Here is a 17,956-nt window from a genome sequence, read left to right as displayed (position 1 = left end):
TAATGCTTAAGTATACACGTAATAAAAAACTGGCATTTTTTTTTATTGTTCCCCAACTCATCGTGACCCTGGCCTTTTTTATCTGGCCTGCGTGTGGTGCGATCATTCAATCCCTGTTTTTTGGTGACGCGTTCGGTTTGCGTGAGCAATTTGCGGGATGGGCCAATTTTACCGATTTACTACGCGATCCGGGCTATGGGAAAGCGGTTCTGGTTACCGGTATTATCGCTTTTTTTGTGACCCTCCTGACGATGGGAAGTGGTTTATTGATGGCAAGTCTTGTTCATGGCCGTTGTAGAAGCCGCAATGTTTACAAAACACTATTATTGTGGCCTTATGCCGTGGCTCCTGCGGTAGCGGCCATCCTCTGGCGATTTCTTTGCCAGCCGTCTCTAGGATGGTTGGCTAATGCCCTGGATTCCCTCGGGATGCCTTTTAATTACCTCATTCATGAGAAACAGGCTATTGCCGTGGTTATTGCAACCGCAAGCTGGCAGCAATTCAGTTATAACTTTCTGTTTTTCTTTGCCGCTCTCCAGGCTGTGCCCCGCTCTCTCGTAGACGCCGCAATTCTGGATGGCGCCTGTGCGTGGCGACGGTTCTGGCAAATTGTTTTTCCCCTCTTGTCTCCGACGACCTTTTTTTTGTTGATCATGAACCTGATTTACGCTTTTTTTGACACATTCGGTATCATTGACGTGATGACCAGCGGCGGGCCTGATAACGGCACGACAACGCTTATCTACAAGGTATACAAGGACGGATTTATCGGTATGGATCCCGGAAGTTCATCGGCGCAATCGGTTTTGCTGATGCTGGTGGTTATCGGTTTGACATTACTGCAGTTTCGTTATGTTGAAAAAAAGGTGCATTACTGATGGCACGGGTAAGACAAGTAGCCGCACATTTACTACTCGTATTTTTCGTGGCGTTGCTCTTTACGCCTTTTTATCTGGCTATTGTCGCGGCAAGCCATGACGCAAAGGCTATGATGCAGGCCCCATTGCCGCGCCTCCCGGGCGGGGAACTGTTTCATAATATCAAAACCGTGTTGCTGGAAGGGGTTGCCGCTACCGGCGGGCAACCGGTCTGGCGTATGCTGCTGAACAGTTTTATCATGGCGACGCTGATAGCCACCGGTAAAATTATTCTGGCTGTTTTTTCAGCTTTTTCACTGGTGTACTTCCGATTGCCCGGTAAAAAATTTTTTTTCGCCCTTATTTTTTCGACTATGATGTTGCCTGTGGAAGTTCGGATCGTGCCTACATTTCAGGTGATTGCCTCGTTTTCCTGGCTCAACACGTATGCGGGATTGACGTTACCGCTCATGGCTTCGGCGACGGCCACGTTTTTGTTTCGCCAGTTTTTCAAGACCATACCCGGTGAGCTGGTTGACGCCTCCAAACTGGACGGCGCCGGCCCCTGGCGTTTTTTTCGTGATATTCTGCTTCCCTTGTCAAAAACCCAGATGGCCGCCTTGTTTATCATTTTATTTATTTACGGCTGGAATCAATACCTCTGGCCCCTGGTTATCACAACAGACAGTAATATGGCAACCGTCGTTATGGGTATACGCTATCTGGCAGGGGTGGCGGATCAGATTCCGCAGTGGCATTATATTATGTCGGTCGCTTTAATTGCCATGCTGCCGCCATGCCTGATTGTTGTAATGATGCAACGCTGGTTTGAAAAGGGGTTAATCCATTAATGGCCACGGTTAATCTGATTAATGTCGGTAAAAAACACGGACAGCACATTATTCTTGACGGGATCAGTCTGCAAATTGAAAAAGGGGAGTTTGTCGCAGTGGTTGGACCGTCCGGTTGCGGAAAATCAACCCTGCTTCGTCTTGTCGCCGGACTGGATACGGTATCACAAGGAAAAATCCTGATTAATGAACAATGCGTTAATGAAATACCACCGTCCCGGCGGGATATGGCTATGGTTTTTCAGAATTACGCCCTGTACCCTCACATGACCGTGTTTCAAAATATGGCCTATGGCTTGAAAATGAGGCGTATGAAAAAAAACGACATTCAACGGCGTGTGCAGGATGTCGCTGATATGCTGCATCTTTCGGACTATCTGCAGCGTAAACCCGGTGAGTTATCCGGGGGACAAAGGCAGCGTGTTGCCATGGGACGGGCCATTGTCCGATCACCGTCTGTTTTTCTGTTTGATGAACCTTTATCCAATCTGGATACCAAACTCCGCACCGAGATGCGCTACGAAATTAAAAAATTACACCGGCAATTACAGACGACTTGCCTGTATGTGACCCATGATCAGACCGAGGCGATGACCATGGCGTCCCGTGTTCTGGTGTTAAATCAGGGGAGGGTGGAGCAGATCGCGGCACCCCAGGATTTATATCGGCAGCCGGCTTCGCTTTTTGTGGCGTCCTTTACCGGACATTACCCGATTAATTTTTTAGACGCGACGGTTGATCTCGCCAATAAACGGATTGTTACGATTATGGGTAACGAATATCCTTTACCTGTCTTGCAGGAAGGAGTTCGCTGCGGTGAGAGGGTCATTCTGGGGGTAAGGCCCGAGCATTTTGAGCTGACCGGCCGAGGTGATCAAAACGCCATTCCCGTACGTATTGAGTTGGTAGATAATATGGGAGCTGATAAACTGATTCATGTGCGAAGTCATTGCGGTCAAACCTATATAGCGGTCAAAACATCCGCAAGCACGGAAGTGAAGGAAGCGGATTTGGCCGTGAAGATGATGATCAATAAAGTTAGTTTGTTTCATAAAGAAACCGGAAAAAGGTTGGGAGGCTGGGATGAGCAGGAAAGGTAAGGCGCTTCGCGAGATTGACAAACCTGTTTATAACTACTGGCAAGCGCTGGTTCTTTCTTTCTACAGCAATCGGTTGTATGTCGATGTCGGTAAGCGCTGGCGTGGATTGGGCTTGCTTTATCTGCTATTGCTGCTGGTAATCATTACGCTCCCGTTTTCCTTGCGTATGACCATCGATTTCAGGGAATATTTCAATACCCAGCTTCTCGACCCCTTGAAAAAACTGCCGAAACTCTACATTCAGAATGGTCAGGTGTCTCTGGATAAACCGATGCCATATATGATACGCAATGAAAACGGCGCGGTGGTCACCATCGTTGATACAACCGGTAAAATCAAGGAAATGACTAACAAATTCCCCGCTTTGTATGTCTTGATTACAAAAGATAAAATTATCTATCGTCTCCCCACGCCCAAATTTTATTTATCCCAGGCCAGTGATGACACCGCCAGTCCTGTTTATGTCCAGCCTATCAGCGACTCGGCCAATCAAGTGTTTGATGGTTCCGAGTGGGCAAATTCCTCCGGAATCAACCGCCTTCTGCTTTTATCGGAACTAACCGTCTATCCAACGATAGTATTGATGTTTTTTGTGATCTATTCCGCATTTTTTCTCGTATTCGCGTTCATGGCGCAACTGATTGCGAAATTATTCATGAAGTTTTCACTTACGTACAGACAGGCCTGTCGCTTGCTGACCGTTTCTTCAACGCCGCAAATTCTTTTGCTGCTTGCCGCGCTGACTTTTAATTTCATGTTTTACGGTTTTGGTCTGCTATTATTAATTTTGTTTGCAGCCTATTTTGGCTTTGCCGTCATTTCCCTGAAACGAGAAAGTCATAAGCTGGCAAGACAGTGAAAGAAATCATTCATTTTGCCCATGGTAACGGTTTTCCTTCCCTGTGCTACAGCCAATTGTTCCATGCGCTGGAGGAGGCTCATTTTACCTGTTGCTTTATTGAGAAAATTGGTCATAATCCCAAATATCCGGTGACTGAAAACTGGCCTTATCTAGTGGATGAAGTGATTGACAGTATTCATAGGCAGTCGAATGAACCGGTCATTGCGGTAGGTCATTCTCTCGGTGGCGTTTTGAGCATGCTTGCCGCCATTAAACAGCCCTCTTTATTTAAAGCGGTCATCATGATCGATTCGCCGTTGTTAGGGCGTCTGAAATCCAATATGGTAAAACTGGCCAAGGTATTGGGTGTTATCGACAGAGTGACACCGGCTCATCGTACCAGAACACGCAGGCAAATCTGGAATGATAAACAACAGTTGATTCAATATCTCAAGAGCAGACCCTTGTTTAAAACATTCAGTGAAGCCTGTTTGCAGGATTATATGGAATTTGGTTTGAAAAAAGGGGATGATGGCCGGTTTCATCTGGTATTTGACAGCCGGATTGAATATTCCATCTATCGTTCCATTCCTCATCATTTATATGAATACGCCGGAAAACTAACGGTGCCGACCGCACTGATTTATGGTTCTCATAGTGATGTGGTCAGCCGGCTTGATGTACATTATATGAAACATAACTTTAATATCAGGTGTTTTAAAATGAAGGGTACGCACATGCTCCCGATGGAAGAACCTGATTTGGTTGCAAACCATATTATTAGGGCACTGGATGCTATACTTTAGACAACATGCTGACAAGAAGTGGATGTGTCCTTTTCCCGAATTTTTAATCTGGTTCATGTAAGAATTAATCTCCCAGGGTGTTCGAGGCTCGGGCGATGGGTGGCTTTTATTATAAAAGGAGAAAACCGTGCTACAGAGTTTGATTATTTTAGCGGTGACAGGGATATCGCTTTGGTTATTGGCAAGGCAAGCATCTATTCTTGTCTGGACAATAAGTTTTGCTATTTTGACGGGTCTGTATATCCGGTATGGATCTCCGGGTTTACCGTCAGAAAGTATTCTTATCATACTTGGAGCGGTGCTTTTACTGGGAGTTATCCGGCCATTGCGCAGGAATCTGCTGTCACGGCGCCTGTTTAAAATAATCAGCAAGGCCATGCCTGCGATGTCTTCCACTGAAAGGGAAGCACTTGAAGCGGGAACGGTAAGCTGGGAAGGCGATTTGTTCAGCGGCGCGCCTGATTTTGAAAAGCTGCTTAAAACACCGCCGGTGTCGTTGTCCTCTGATGAACAGATGTTTATTAATGGTCCCGTCAAGGAATTATGCCGTATGATCGATGACTGGGACATAACCCATAATCGCACGGATATGCCTCCGGAAGTCTGGCAATTTATTAAAGACAAGGGATTTCTTGGCATGATTATCCCTAAACAGTATGGTGGTCTCGGTTTTTCAGCAACGGCTCAAATGACGGTGCTGTCAATTGTTTATGGTCGCTCTGTCACCGTGGCAAGCTCCATTTCCGTACCCAACTCCCTTGGCCCTGCCGAGTTGCTGTTAAAATATGGAACGAAGGAACAGAAAGATTATTATCTTCCCCGCCTTGCCGATGGACGTGAAGTACCCTGTTTCGCCTTGACGGGGCCTAACGCCGGTTCCGATGCCGCATCCATTCCTGATACCGGTATTGTTTGCCGTCAGATGGTTGAGGGCAAGGAAGTGCTGGGTCTTCGTTTAAACTGGAACAAGCGCTACATTACCCTATGCCCGGTAGCGACAGTCATAGGATTGGCTTTTAGAATGTATGATCCGGAAAATATTTTAGGGAAGGGACAGGATATCGGGATTAGTTGTGCGTTGATTCCCGCTAATACACCAGGTGTGGTAAAGGGACGCCGCCATTTCCCTCTGAATACGGGCTTTTTAAATGGGCCAACGCAAGGCAAAGACGTCTTTGTACCTATGGATTGTTTGATTGGTGGTGCGGCCATGGCCGGAACAGGGTGGCGTATGCTGATGGAGTGCCTGAGTGCCGGTCGAGCCATATCTCTTCCCTCAAGCTCAATGGGTGGAACACAGACTGCCGCGCTTGCTTCCGGCGCTTACGCTCGAGTCCGTAAACAGTTTAATACGGCTATCGCCAATTTTGAGGGAATAGAAGAGCCTCTGGCGCGCATCGCGGCCAATACTTATCTGATCGATGCGGCATTGACCATGACGGCCGCGGCTATTGACCACGGCGCCAAACCTTCCGTTGCCGGGGCAATTCTTAAATACCATACGACGGAAAGGGCGAGAAAGGTTTCTTTGGATGCGATGGATATTCACGGTGGTAAAGGGATCTGTCTTGGACCTAAAAATTATTTGGGAAGAGGCTACCAGAATGCGCCCATCAGCATCACGGTGGAAGGTGCTAATATATTAACCCGTAGTTTAATTATTTTTGGCCAGGGCGCTGTGCGTTGTCATCCTTACGTGTTTCATGAAATTGAAAGTGTGCGGGAAAACGATCTTGTGGCGTTTGATCGGGCATTCTGGGGACATGCCGGTTTTGTTCTGGCAAATCTGACCAAATCCCTGCTCTTTATTTTTACGGATGGTCGTCTGACCCGGGCACCTGAAAGCCGCGTGAAGCGATATTACCAATACATCCATCGTTATAGTACCAATCTGGCGTTTATCGCTGATTTTGCAATGGTTGTAATGGGTGGTGAGTTGAAGCGCAAGGAGAAAATATCAGCGCGACTGGGTGATGTCTTGAGCTATCTGTATCTTGCTTCCGCCGTTCTCAAGCGATTCCACGATGATAGGGAACCTGATGCGGATTTGCCTTTGGTGGAGTGGTGCTGCCAGCATCTGTTGCATGAATGTGATTTGGCCATCCAGGGTGTTATGGTTAATTTTAAACCTAAATGGGCCAAAATATTCTTGAAATTAGTGATTAATCCTTTCGGCAATATCAGAAAACAGCCTTCGGACCGTCTTGGCCAGCAATTGGCAAAACTGCTGACTGAACCAAACGAATCCCGGGATCGCTTGACCCGTCTGGTGTTTAAGGAATCATTGGAGAATTGTCCTGTCGGGCAGTTGGAAGCGGCTTTTCATAAAATACATGCCGCAGCCTCTCTGGAGAAAAAAATAACTCATGCGGTGAAGGATGGCATGCTGCAATCATTGACTGTTATTGAGCAGATTGAAGAAGCGGAACAGGCCGGCATTTTGACGAAAGAGGAAGCGAAATGTCTGAAGGAAGCGGAAGAGGCAAGACAGGGTGTGATTGCTGTAGATGATTTCAGCCATGATGAGTTGAGTCGTATGAATCCGTCTATCGTCGCTGAGATAAAAGTTAAGAAAAAAACGGCTGAAAAAGATGATTTGTCCCTGGAGCAAGTCTGATTCTGCTGCTCAATAAAAGACGTGTAGCCCGTAAGAAGGCCTATGGCCGTATTGCGGGTTTTATGCCCATCATCTGAGTATCCATGTGAATGTGAGTCTTATCCCGCATTATGGCGTTGCCTTTTTGACGAGGCACTGGCACTGTTTCCATTTAGTTTTGACAGGTAGCATTGCACAAAGTGTGCCATTTCTTGTCATTCCCGCGCAGGCGGGAATTTATGCCTGATATAGCACAGAGCCAATTTAGCCATAGATTCCCGCCTGCGCGGGAATGACAGGCGCCTGTCAAAACTAATACGCGTTTTTCATACCTTGTTGCGATTCTTCTAAAATGCTTCAATTTATCAAATGAAACGCATTATAATTACCGTGGAATATTCTCTCATGAAAATTTTTATTATCAGCAAATCGATTCCCTGCAACAAAGCCGTCAAGGTTCATGGATATTTTGGTGGACTTCTTGGAGGAATTTATGACAGTAGAAAAATGACTTATACACCTGAAGCGCTTGAAAAATATCTGATTGACGAGGAAAAAATATTGCCTTTTGCTTTTACAAGCCAAGAGAATGCCCAAATGCATATTCAGGATAATGGTTTACATGTTATCACCGATGAATTGTATCGCAGTGGGGCGATACAACAAAAACCAGTCGTTTTTGAGGTGGAAATTGATGATGAATCGTTAGAATCCTGTTTGTTGCCGAGCGGCATGTCATCAGACAAAGAGCATTGTTATGAATTAGCAAGAGTCGATATTAATAATGGAACATTGGTCAGATCGTATTTTAATGATCATGTATACGAGCATAATAAACCAGTCAGCGACGTTAGTACGAAACCCGGATCTTGTTGCTTGAGTTAACGATTGAAATATGAAGCTTATGAAACACCGAATTTGTAATGTTGGAAAACAAGATTATTTACAGTTAATAGAGATATGGGAGAAATCTGTCCGGGCGACACATGAATTTTTACCCGATAAAGCAATCCATGAACTAAAGCCGCTGATCCTGAATCATTATCTTGATGCGGTTTTTCTTCAATGCAGCAAAAATATGGAAGGTGAGATTATTGGATTTATTGGGATTGCTGAACAAAAAATAGAAATGCTTTTTATATCGCCGGATGTACAGGGACATGGTATTGGTTCCGCATTGTGCCAATATGCTATTGAACATCTGGGTGTAACAAAAGTTGATGTTAATGAGCAAAATCCAAGAGCGCGGGAGTTTTATGAGAAAATGGGCTTTAACGTTGTTAATCGCTCGGAATTTGATGGACAGGGGAATCCTTATCCAATTCTGCACATGGAAAAAGAACGGCGTAAGCTTTGACTTAAACTAGGACACGCCCTGGTATTGCCATTCCTGATTGCGATTTGCCGTCTATGAACGGTACTAGTTAACATCAGTGTTGGGCCATGGCCCAACGTATATGTTATTTCGCAATCAATGTCACACGTCTTCCAGTGCTTCTTCCGGCATGGTGACATTTAATTCCAGAACAGCACTGTCGCCCATACGCTCCAGATTGACACTGACTTTGTCACGAGTGATAGGGATGTATTTGGCAATAACGCTGAGAATTTCTTCCTGCAGCTTTGGCAGATAATCCGGCGTATTTCTCTGCGTACGCTCGTGTGAAATAATGATTTGCAACCGTTCCTTGGCAACGGAAGCGGTACTGGTACGCTTTCTCAGATAGCTGAATAGGCTCATGCTGGAACATCCTCCTTGTTTTTGCTGAACAACCGACGCAAAATACCTTTGCGCTCATTGTTTACAAAACGCATGGGCTTGTCTTCACCAAGGAACCGGGTAATGGCGTCTTTGTAGGCAAGGCCGGCGTCACTGGTTTCATCAAGAATAACAGGGGTTCCTGTGTTTGATGCTTTTAAAACCGCTTTGGACTCAGGAATGACGCCAATTAACGGAATGGCAAGTATTTCCTTGACATCATCAACGGACAACATCTCGCCTCTTTCAACACGCTCCGGATCATATCGTGTTACCAGGAGGTGTTCCTGAACAGGTTCTTCGTTATTAATGGCTCGTTTGGTTTTGCTTGCCAGTATGCCGAGAATTCTATCGGAATCCCGGACGGACGAGACTTCGGGATTGGTGACCACTATGGCATGATCGGCAAAGTACATGGCCATCAATGCGCCTGTTTCGATACCTGCCGGGGAGTCGCATACGATGAACTCAAACTCTTCGGCCAGCTCGTTGAGAATTTTCTCAACGCCTTCGATAGTCAGAGCGTCTTTGTCCCGTGTTTGCGAAGCGGGTAAAATGCAGAGATTTGGGATGCGTTTGTCTTTGATTAGCGCCTGATTGAGGTTTGCCTCGCCATTGGTGACATTAATAAAGTCATAAACTACTCGACGCTCGCAGCCCATGATTATATCAAGGTTTCTTAAACCTATATCAAAATCAATAACCACCGTCTTATGTCCGAGCAATGCCAGACCTGATGAAATTGCAGCGGATGAAGTGGTTTTCCCGACACCGCCTTTACCTGAAGTCACTACAATTATTTTAGCCAAAGCCGAACCTTCCTGTAAAAAAAGATATGTTGATTTTTATGGGTTCAGTTTACACGTTATTGATTGTTCAGTTCAAGTACAAAACCATAACAATAATCAGATATTCTCTTTAATTATGTACGGATTTTGCCGGGCAAGATAGTCAGGGCTAATTGATAAATCAATGTGCCGATTAATTGGGCGTTTTTGCAACCGATAAAAAATTAAGTGCGCCGGGCCCGGGTTCTGTAAACAACATTTTTCTCGCACCATTTTTTTACAAAATAGCGGTAGCCGCAAGGAGGCCTGCAGCCGTATTGCGGGTTTTATTCCAAGATTGTGCCGTGAGAACGCGTGAGCGCCTGAGTGAACGTTGTTCCGCATTTCGGCACGGGCTACAGGAAACTATTGTTTTTAACAGTTGTGCGGAATAAACTCGCATTCATGACGAAAAGGAACCTGTAAACTTTGAAGAGTTGTAACATGAATTATCGAAAAATGTTGAAGTCTAAAATCCATCGTGCGCGAGTCACCCATGCTGATTTGGATTACGAAGGCAGTATTACCATTCCGCCGGAATTGCTCACTGCTGCGGATATTCTTCCTTATGAAGCTGTAGCCGTCTGGAACGTTACATCAGGCACCCGCTTTGAAACGTATGCCATTGAGGGGGAGGCAGGCTCCGGTTCTGTCTGTGTCAACGGCGCCGCGGCGCATCTGGTAACCCCAAATGATATAATTATCATAGCGACCTTCATAAAGCTTCATGAGGAATATTGCCGGCAATATAAACCTACGGTGGTTTTTGTAGATAATCAAAATCGCCTTAAAGAAATAAGGCCGGAAGTACGTCCTGTTCTTGACGAGATATGATACATATACCCGTATTCTCGCTCCCCGAGGGAGAATGCGGGTAATATTTCTTGTTACCAACTGCTTGATCCGCAGCATCCCGTAGTGGACATGTAGGTGTTCGTGTAGTCATAGCTGTTGCAACAACTATTAAATCCACAGCCTGAAAGACTTGTTGTTGCAAATATAACAAACGTTATCATTAGCATCTTTTTCATGGGGGCTTCCTTGTCGATACTGTATTGTAAGTATATGACCTGATTTTTAATAATACAAATTGTATTTTTTGAGGGTATATAATAGTAATACGTACTTTGGCGTACCCTGATTGATTTTTGTGACCATGCGATCAAAAAATTAACTTAATGATATTTAATATTCTACGTAATGGTTGTATAATATTCGGTTAATTTAATCGCAGGGGTTTTTATGTCTCTTTCCATTGTGCAACAGGCACTAACTTTTGACGATGTGTTGCTCGTTCCTGCACATTCGCTGGTCCTTCCCAAGGAAGTCTCACTTAAAACCAGACTAACGCGGAATATTGAATTAAATATTCCCCTGGTATCTGCCGCTATGGATACGGTTACTGAAGCAAGGCTTGCCATTGCAATTGCACAGGAGGGCGGCATTGGTATCATTCATAAAAATATGAGTATCCTTGCTCAGGCGGATGAAGTACGGAAAGTTAAAAAGTTTGAAAGCGGTATGGTCAGGGATCCTGTATCAGTCAGTCCTGATACAACTGTAAGGGAATTGCTGGAAGTGATTGCCAAACATAATTTTTCAGGTGTGCCTGTTCTGGACAAGGATTTGCTGGTAGGCATTGTTACGAGTCGGGATATCCGGTTTGAAACGAATTTATCGTTACCCGTTTCAGCGGTTATGACTCCCAAGGAACGTTTGGTCACTGTCAGGGAAGGTGCCGGCAGGGAAGAGGTTCAAGGCTTGCTTCACAAGCACCGTCTGGAAAAACTCCTTGTTGTCAATGACTCGTTCAAGCTGCGTGGTTTGATTACGGTCAAAGACATTCAGAAAGCGAAAGAAAATCCCCTGGCCAGCAAGGACGGCGCCGAGCAGTTGCTGGTTGGCGCGGCAGTCGGTGTCGGGGAGGGAACGGATGAGCGTGTAGAGGCTCTGGTTGACGCCGGTGTTGATGTCATTATTGTTGACACCGCCCATGGTCATTCCCAGGGGGTTCTTGATCGGGTCAGGTGGATGAAGAAACATTTTCCTGATATTGAAGTGATTGGGGGCAATATCGCTACGGCTGCTGCGGCAACAGCTCTGATTGAATCCGGTGTCGACGCCGTGAAAGTGGGTATCGGTCCCGGTTCCATATGCACAACGCGTATTGTGACGGGTGTCGGAGTGCCTCAAATTACCGCGATAGCCAATGTGGCGGATGGGGTACGGGGACAGGTTCCGGTTATCGCCGATGGCGGGATCCGGTTTTCCGGCGATATTTGCAAGGCTTTGGCTGCCGGAGCGAATTCCGTCATGCTGGGAAGCATGTTTGCAGGCACCGAGGAATCACCGGGTGAGATTGAGTTGTATCAGGGACGCACTTATAAAAGCTATCGCGGTATGGGATCGTTGGGAGCCATGTCACAGGCTCAGGGATCGAGCGACAGGTATTTTCAGGATAGTAGCCTGGGCATGGAAAAGCTGGTTCCCGAAGGCATTGAAGGGCGGGTTCCTTACAAAGGACCTGTGCAAACCATCATTCATCAGATGATGGGCGGATTACGATCCTGCATGGGATATACGGGCTGCAATTCTATCGCTGCCTTGCATCAACAAGCACAGTTTGTCCAGGTAACCAATGCCGGCATGCGGGAGTCGCATGTTCACGATGTCAACATTACGAAACAGGCGCCCAATTATCAGGTTGATAACTAGGGCGTGTCCTCATTCTGTTTCGCGAGCTAAAAATTGGGATCATTTAGCGCAAATTGCAGATTGAATGAGGAGAATAGCCAGCCCTGTTTGACGAATTCAAACTGCAATTTGCGCAAATTAGCACAGGTTTTAGCTGTGAAACAGAATGAGGAAACGCCCTAATGGCTAACGATATTAAAAAACATCTGATTATTATTCTTGACTTCGGATCCCAGTACACGCAGCTGATTGCACGTCGTGTCCGCGAGCTTGGTGTTTATTGTGAGATCCATCCGTATGATCTCAATCCGGCAAGTCTGGATGGGCTCGATCTGCGTGGTATTATTTTATCAGGCGGTCCTTCTACGGTGACCCACTCATCCAATCCCAGGGCTCCGGAATGGGTTTTCAGTGCCGGTGTACCGATTCTTGGTATTTGTTATGGCATGCAAACCATGGCCGTTCAGCTAGGCGGCGAGGTGCAGTCGTCCGAACTTCGTGAGTTTGGTTATGCCGAATTACGTCTGCATGGCCATAGCGCGTTGCTAAGTAACATCGAGGATCGTACGGATAGCGATGGTGCCGCTCTTCTGGATGTCTGGATGAGTCATGGTGATAAAGTCACGCGGCTGCCGCCTGATTTTTCAGTGATTTGTGAAACGCGTAACGCGCCTATCGCGGGCATGGCCAATGAAGAACGTCACTGGTATGGCTTGCAGTTTCATCCGGAGGTGACCCACACATTACAGGGAACGCGTATCCTTGAACGCTTTGTGGTTGATATATGCAAGGCCGATACGACGTGGACTGCGGAAAATATTATTAACCAGGCGATACAAAAGGTTCGTGAGCAGGTTGGTGATGATCAGGTACTGCTTGGATTGTCCGGCGGCGTGGATTCCTCGGTGGTTGCGGCTTTACTGCATAAAGCCATAGGGGATAAACTGGTCTGTGTGTTCGTCGATACGGGACTACTCCGATTAAATGAAGCGGAGCAAGTGATGACCATGTTTGGTCAGCATATGGGCATACGAGTGATTGCCGTTAATGGTGAGCAACAATTTCTTGACGCTTTGCAAGGGGTTGATTGTCCAGAGAAAAAGCGCAAAATTATCGGCCGTACCTTTATCGAAATTTTTGACGCCGAAGCGAGCAGGATATCCGGGGTGAAATGGCTGGCTCAGGGAACCATTTATCCGGATGTCATCGAGTCGGCCGCCACCCACACCAATGGCGCTGCGGTCGTCATTAAATCACATCATAACGTCGGTGGTTTGCCGGAAACATTAAATCTCAAGCTTCTTGAACCTGTCCGTGAATTATTTAAGGATGAAGTCCGTAAAATAGGCCTTGAGCTGGGGTTGCCTTACGAAATGGTCTATCGCCATCCATTTCCGGGGCCGGGGCTTGGTGTGCGAATTCTTGGGGAAGTGAAAAAGGAATACGCCGAGATTTTGCGCAAGGCCGACGCAATTTTCCTTGATGAACTGCGCAAGGCTGGCTTGTATCATGAAGTTAGCCAGGCTTTTGCCGTCTTTTTGCCGGTTAAAAGTGTTGGCGTCATGGGGGATGGGCGGCGTTATGATTATGTGATTTGTTTACGAGCCGTTGAAACCGTTGATTTTATGACGGCCCATTGGGCGCAATTACCCTGGGATTTTCTATCGGTCGTGTCTAACCGGATCATTAATGAAGTCAGCGACGTGTCTCGTGTCACTTACGATATTTCCGGAAAACCACCTGCTACTATTGAATGGGAATGAATGACACCTTCTGGATGCAACAAGCCTATCAACTGGCTTTAAAAGCGAAAGACACCGGGGAAGTACCTGTAGGGGCGTTGATCGTTGACCAGCATCAGGCGTTGCTCGGTTCGGGTCATAATCAGGTTATCGGCGCTAATGATCCTACCGCCCACGCGGAAATGATTGCCATTCGAATGGCGGCGGCGAAGCTGGGTAATCACCGCCTCACCAACGCCACGTTGTATGTGACCCTGGAGCCTTGTTCCATGTGCGCCGGAGCCATGGTACAGGCGAGGCTGGCGCGCCTTGTCTTTGCAACCCGGGATTTTAAAGCCGGGGCGGCAGGTTCGGTACATAATTTATTACAGGGGTTTCCGCTTAATCATAAGGTTCTGATTGACGAAGGACCCATGCAATCCGAATGCGCTCACCTGCTGGCGGATTTTTTTATGACACTTCGGGATTAGCGCTTGTCAATTGTGCTATCAGATCATTGGTTAATAATTTTTTTTCCTGTGAGTTTAAGAGCAATCCTTGTTGGGTGGTGATATAGAACATATCTTCAACACGTTCACCGGCGGTTGCAATCTTTGCGTTATGCAAGTGAATGTGGTGCCTCAGAAAAACACGGCTGATAGTGGCCAATAACCCTGGCCTGTCCGTTGTTACCAGAAATAAGCGCGTAAGTTGCTGTTGTTGATCGTCGCTGCAGGTAATTTGCGGTTTTAATTTGAAGTGAGCCTGCCGGCGCGATAAACGACGTTTTGCCGTGACGGGCAATTTCGAGGCATCGGCCAGGTATTTTGCCAGTTCCTGTTGAATGGCCCGTATTCGTTGTTCATCACTGAGTGCGCGGTGCTGCTCGTCCAGAATAATGTAGGTATCCATATCAAAATTATTGTCACAGGTCAGGATGGTGGCTTCCTGAATAGTTGTATGGTGGTTGCTTAACACGGTGGTGGTAATGGTAAATCGTTCATCCCGATGGGGCATATAAATGAAGACTTCCGTACCCCCCTGACTATGGTGAGGCATAATAATAATTAAAGGATACTGCTGGCTGTGAAGGATGGCTTTGGTATGGCGCGCAATCACGGCGGGAGGTTCGTGTAAAAAATATTTTCCCTTGAAATGCAGCCACAGGTTTTGAATGGCGTCGGCAGAAATGCCGTCTTTGGTGAGTATATCCAAAGCCTGCTGTTGTCGCGACCGGATAAAACTATCTTCGTCAATAATGGATTTTTCCTGTTGCATGGCGCGGCGGGCGGAATGATACAATTCCTTTAGCAGGGAGTCTTTCCAGGTATTCCATAATGTGTGGTTAGTGGCGCAAATATCGGCAACCGTGAGCAAGTAAAGGTAATCGAGATATTCCGAAAGAGGCAGGCGCTGGCAAAACAAGGTAATGGTTTTGGGATCGTAAATATCCTGCCTTTGTGCGGTCTGGGACATTAACAGATGATGACGAACCAGCCAGACCAGCAAGGTGCGTTCATATTCATCCAGACCATGTCTTAAAGCGAATGTTTCAGCTTCCTCCGCACCAAGCTCCGAATGATCACCGCCTCTCCCCTTGGCAATATCATGGAAAAGGGCGGCCAGATATAATATTTCCCGTTTTTCAATGTTGGGCATGAGGGTTGCCGCTAATGGAAACGCGTGGTTGTGCTCGGGATCAAGAAATCGCACCAGATTGCGAATGACAAACAAGGTATGTTGATCAACCGTGTAAACATGAAATAAATCGTATTGCATTTGTCCGGTGACAGCGGCAAAACAATCCAGATAATGGCCTAAAACTCCGTAGCGATTCATGTGGCGCAAGGCGTAATAAGGGTTTTTTCCTTCCTTGAATATGGCAATAAAACATTGCGTCGTGGCGGTCGATGTGCGAAATTTTTTATCCATCAGATAGATATTTTGACGAAGAAGCCGTATGGTTCCGGCTCTTACGCCGGAAATATCCGGCCGTTTGGCCAGCCATAGAAACAATTGTAAAAATGTCAGGGGCGCTTGCTGGAATACCCGGGCGTGTCGAACCTCGATAAAATTATTGGAGAGCTGGAAATTCGCGTCTAACGGGGTGATGAATTGTTTCTCATGATGAAGGATGGCTTCGGAAAACCAGTGCAACAACATTTCATTCAGTTCCCGCATGCGTTTGATGTTTTTAAAATACAGTTTCATAAACTGTTCAATGGCTAAAGAGCCTGGTTTATCCTGAAAATCAAATAATTCCGCCAGTTTGATTTGATAGTCAAACAGTAGCCGCTCCTCCTGCTTTCCGGCCAGGACATGGAGTGCAAAACGTACGCGCCATAGAAAATGCTGGCCATTTATAAGTTCTTCGTATTCTTTATCGGCTATAAAACCGCACGCAATGCCATCGGCCAGTTTTTTTATGCCAAAATGACGTTTTCCAAGATAGAGGATCAATTGCAGATCCCGCAATCCTCCGGGGCCTTGCTTGACATTCGGCTCCAGGTTATAGGCCGTTTCGCCGTATTTGATGTCCCGTTGATTTTGCTCTTGCTGCTTGGCGGCAAAAAACTGCGCGCTTGACCACATATGCAGAGGGTGGGTTTGATATTGCAATTCTTCCATCAACGTGCCACGGCCACATAGAAGGTGCATGTCCAGAATGCTGGATATAACGCTTAAATCCTGGCTGGCCAGATCCGCACAGGCTGTGACGGTGGTGATTTGATGACTGATATTCAGTCCGATATCCCAACAATCCTGAATAAAGGCCTGGGCGTGCTGCAATTCGGTTTTGCTGACTTCGTCCGTATGCAGAAGAAGAAGATCGATATCCGAATGCAACTGCAATTCCCGGCGACCATAACTCCCCAGGGCAAGAAGGCAGAATCGGTTATTAATGTGCAGTTTATGTTTTTGAAAGAGGGTTAACAGAAGATTGTCAATAAAACTTACCAGCTTGCGGGTAAGACTGATAATGCTGATTTTATGACAAAACTCATCACACAGCTCATCCTTGAACCGTTTTAGCGACTGTTTTAAAAAAAGGTTATCGTTCTTCATCTCGCAAGGTCAGAATTTCGACCCCTTTCTCGGTAACCAGCAGGGTATGTTCCCATTGGGCTGACAGGCTGTGATCCTTGGTAACCACAGTCCATTTATCGGGTAGTAACCGCGTGTGATGCTTGCCTGTATTAACCATGGGTTCAATGGTAAAGGTCATACCTTCACGCAGGGTTTCGCCGGTTCCCGGAGTGCCATAGTGCAGAACCTGGGGATCTTCATGAAACCCGCGGCCTATGCCGTGGCCGCAATATTCACGGACGACCGAACAACGATTATTTTCAGCGTGTTGCTGAATAGCGTGGCCTATGTCGCCAAGACGCACGCCCGGTTTTACCATGTCAATCCCGATAAAAAGACATTCCTGCGCCAGAGTAACGACATGACTGGCTTTGACGGAAGGTGTGCCTACAAAAAACATCTTGCTTGTGTCACCATGATAACCGTCTTTGATAACGGTGACATCAATATTAATGATGTCGCCGTCCTTGAGGGCTTTTTTGCCGGGAATTCCATGGCAAATCACATGATTTACGGACGTGCAAATCGATTTGGGGAATCCGTTGTAACCCAGCGGTGCGGGAATGGCTTTTTGCACGTTGACAATATAATCATGGCAGATGGTGTTTAATTCATCCGTTGTCACTCCGACCTTTACATGGGGGCCGATCATGGTCAGGACATCCGCTGCCAGGCGACCGGCCACACGCATTTTTTCTATTTCTTCCGGAGTTTTAATCGTTATAGCCATTTTTTAAATCCACAAAAAACACTAATATTAACACAAGGATAGCGTGTTATCATAGTGCCCCATACCCTGTGAGGGATATCCGGTTTG

The 17,956-nt window shown here is 46.5% G+C and carries 16 protein-coding genes; 12 read left to right on the top strand and 4 right to left on the bottom strand.

The window, feature by feature from the left end:
• Window positions 1–2 precede the first annotated feature (2 nt).
• From CKW05_RS09405 to CKW05_RS09370, 8 genes are all read left to right on the top strand, one after another.
• Window positions 3–878 (top strand): ABC transporter permease subunit, encoded by an 876-nt coding sequence (locus CKW05_RS09405; RefSeq protein ID WP_058482900.1) that lies wholly within the window; start codon window positions 3–5, stop codon window positions 876–878.
• Window positions 878–1,708 (top strand): sn-glycerol-3-phosphate ABC transporter permease UgpE, encoded by an 831-nt coding sequence (gene ugpE / locus CKW05_RS09400; RefSeq protein ID WP_058482899.1) that lies wholly within the window; start codon window positions 878–880, stop codon window positions 1,706–1,708. Before CKW05_RS09405 ends, ugpE begins: the two co-directional genes overlap by 1 nt.
• A complete protein-coding gene (locus CKW05_RS09395) occupies window positions 1,708–2,808 on the top strand; it encodes an ABC transporter ATP-binding protein (protein WP_058482898.1) in 1,101 nt (366 codons plus the stop codon). Before ugpE ends, CKW05_RS09395 begins: the two co-directional genes overlap by 1 nt.
• A complete protein-coding gene (locus CKW05_RS09390) occupies window positions 2,792–3,667 on the top strand; it encodes a DUF1189 family protein (RefSeq protein ID WP_058482897.1) in 876 nt (291 codons plus the stop codon). Before CKW05_RS09395 ends, CKW05_RS09390 begins: the two co-directional genes overlap by 17 nt.
• Window positions 3,664–4,455, top strand: coding sequence for an alpha/beta fold hydrolase (locus CKW05_RS09385; RefSeq protein WP_058482896.1), 792 nt, complete (start codon window positions 3,664–3,666; stop codon window positions 4,453–4,455). The genes CKW05_RS09390 and CKW05_RS09385 overlap by 4 nt, the downstream gene beginning before the upstream one ends.
• 127 nt (window positions 4,456–4,582) lie before the next feature.
• A complete protein-coding gene (locus CKW05_RS09380; protein ID WP_058482895.1) occupies window positions 4,583–7,072 on the top strand; it encodes an acyl-CoA dehydrogenase in 2,490 nt (829 codons plus the stop codon).
• A 384-nt stretch (window positions 7,073–7,456) separates the two neighbouring features.
• The gene (locus CKW05_RS09375) at window positions 7,457–7,936 is read left to right on the top strand and encodes a hypothetical protein (protein WP_133141156.1); all 480 of its coding nucleotides are present in this window, start codon (window positions 7,457–7,459) and stop codon (window positions 7,934–7,936) included.
• A 10-nt stretch (window positions 7,937–7,946) separates the two neighbouring features.
• Window positions 7,947–8,408 (top strand): GNAT family N-acetyltransferase, encoded by a 462-nt coding sequence (locus CKW05_RS09370; RefSeq protein ID WP_231950432.1) that lies wholly within the window; start codon window positions 7,947–7,949, stop codon window positions 8,406–8,408.
• 120 nt (window positions 8,409–8,528) lie between these two features.
• On the opposite strand, the gene minE is transcribed toward CKW05_RS09370, so the two are convergent.
• Together minE and minD are read right to left on the bottom strand one after the other, a co-directional pair.
• Complete coding sequence (minE, locus tag CKW05_RS09365) at window positions 8,529–8,792, bottom strand: cell division topological specificity factor MinE (RefSeq protein WP_058482893.1); 264 nt, start codon at window positions 8,790–8,792, stop codon at window positions 8,529–8,531.
• A complete protein-coding gene (minD, locus tag CKW05_RS09360) occupies window positions 8,789–9,619 on the bottom strand; it encodes a septum site-determining protein MinD (protein ID WP_058482892.1) in 831 nt (276 codons plus the stop codon). The genes minE and minD overlap by 4 nt, the downstream gene beginning before the upstream one ends.
• A 462-nt stretch (window positions 9,620–10,081) precedes the next feature.
• On the opposite strand from minD, the gene panD reads away from it, so the two are divergent.
• The 4 genes from panD (at window position 10,082) to tadA (ending at window position 14,543) form a co-directional block, all read left to right on the top strand.
• Window positions 10,082–10,471: an aspartate 1-decarboxylase gene (panD, locus tag CKW05_RS09355; RefSeq protein ID WP_058482891.1), complete on the top strand. Its 390-nt coding sequence runs from the start codon at window positions 10,082–10,084 to the stop codon at window positions 10,469–10,471.
• Between the two features lie 408 nt (window positions 10,472–10,879).
• Window positions 10,880–12,352 carry an IMP dehydrogenase gene (gene guaB, locus CKW05_RS09350; protein ID WP_058482890.1) on the top strand — a complete coding sequence of 491 codons (1,473 nt, stop codon included), beginning with the start codon at window positions 10,880–10,882 and terminating at the stop codon, window positions 12,350–12,352.
• A 161-nt stretch (window positions 12,353–12,513) separates the two neighbouring features.
• The gene (guaA, locus tag CKW05_RS09345) at window positions 12,514–14,094 is read left to right on the top strand and encodes a glutamine-hydrolyzing GMP synthase (protein ID WP_058482889.1); all 1,581 of its coding nucleotides are present in this window, start codon (window positions 12,514–12,516) and stop codon (window positions 14,092–14,094) included.
• The gene (tadA, locus tag CKW05_RS09340; RefSeq protein ID WP_058482888.1) at window positions 14,091–14,543 is read left to right on the top strand and encodes a tRNA adenosine(34) deaminase TadA; all 453 of its coding nucleotides are present in this window, start codon (window positions 14,091–14,093) and stop codon (window positions 14,541–14,543) included. The genes guaA and tadA overlap by 4 nt, the downstream gene beginning before the upstream one ends.
• Here tadA and glnD read toward each other — a convergent pair.
• Both glnD and map read right to left on the bottom strand, forming a co-directional pair.
• A complete protein-coding gene (gene glnD, locus CKW05_RS09335) occupies window positions 14,524–17,118 on the bottom strand; it encodes a [protein-PII] uridylyltransferase (protein ID WP_058482887.1) in 2,595 nt (864 codons plus the stop codon). The genes tadA and glnD overlap by 20 nt on opposite strands.
• Window positions 17,105–17,869: a type I methionyl aminopeptidase gene (gene map, locus CKW05_RS09330; RefSeq protein WP_058482886.1), complete on the bottom strand. Its 765-nt coding sequence runs from the start codon at window positions 17,867–17,869 to the stop codon at window positions 17,105–17,107. Before map ends, glnD begins: the two co-directional genes overlap by 14 nt.
• Window positions 17,870–17,956 lie beyond the last annotated feature (87 nt).

The organism is Legionella spiritensis (genome assembly GCF_900186965.1).
In the GTDB taxonomy this organism is placed as follows: domain Bacteria; phylum Pseudomonadota; class Gammaproteobacteria; order Legionellales; family Legionellaceae; genus Legionella_C; species Legionella_C spiritensis.
Note: the sequence above shows the minus strand (reverse complement) of the source record. Positions and strands in the feature narration are given on the sequence as shown.

Excerpts from the sequence above, each read along its gene's own strand:
- CKW05_RS09405 (WP_058482900.1), top strand. The coding sequence starts at position 3 with ATGCTTAAGTATACACGTAATAAAAAACTGGCATTTTTTTTTATTGTT.
- ugpE (WP_058482899.1), top strand. The coding sequence starts at position 878 with ATGGCACGGGTAAGACAAGTAGCCGCACATTTACTACTCGTATTTTTC.
- CKW05_RS09395 (WP_058482898.1), top strand. The coding sequence starts at position 1,708 with ATGGCCACGGTTAATCTGATTAATGTCGGTAAAAAACACGGACAGCAC.
- CKW05_RS09390 (WP_058482897.1), top strand. The coding sequence starts at position 2,792 with ATGAGCAGGAAAGGTAAGGCGCTTCGCGAGATTGACAAACCTGTTTAT.
- CKW05_RS09375 (WP_133141156.1), top strand. The coding sequence starts at position 7,457 with ATGAAAATTTTTATTATCAGCAAATCGATTCCCTGCAACAAAGCCGTC.
- CKW05_RS09370 (WP_231950432.1), top strand. The coding sequence starts at position 7,947 with ATGAAGCTTATGAAACACCGAATTTGTAATGTTGGAAAACAAGATTAT.
- minE (WP_058482893.1), bottom strand. The coding sequence starts at position 8,792 with ATGAGCCTATTCAGCTATCTGAGAAAGCGTACCAGTACCGCTTCCGTT.
- panD (WP_058482891.1), top strand. The coding sequence starts at position 10,082 with ATGAATTATCGAAAAATGTTGAAGTCTAAAATCCATCGTGCGCGAGTC.
- guaB (WP_058482890.1), top strand. The coding sequence starts at position 10,880 with ATGTCTCTTTCCATTGTGCAACAGGCACTAACTTTTGACGATGTGTTG.
- guaA (WP_058482889.1), top strand. The coding sequence starts at position 12,514 with ATGGCTAACGATATTAAAAAACATCTGATTATTATTCTTGACTTCGGA.
- tadA (WP_058482888.1), top strand. The coding sequence starts at position 14,091 with ATGAATGACACCTTCTGGATGCAACAAGCCTATCAACTGGCTTTAAAA.
- glnD (WP_058482887.1), bottom strand. The coding sequence starts at position 17,118 with ATGAAGAACGATAACCTTTTTTTAAAACAGTCGCTAAAACGGTTCAAG.
- map (WP_058482886.1), bottom strand. The coding sequence starts at position 17,869 with ATGGCTATAACGATTAAAACTCCGGAAGAAATAGAAAAAATGCGTGTG.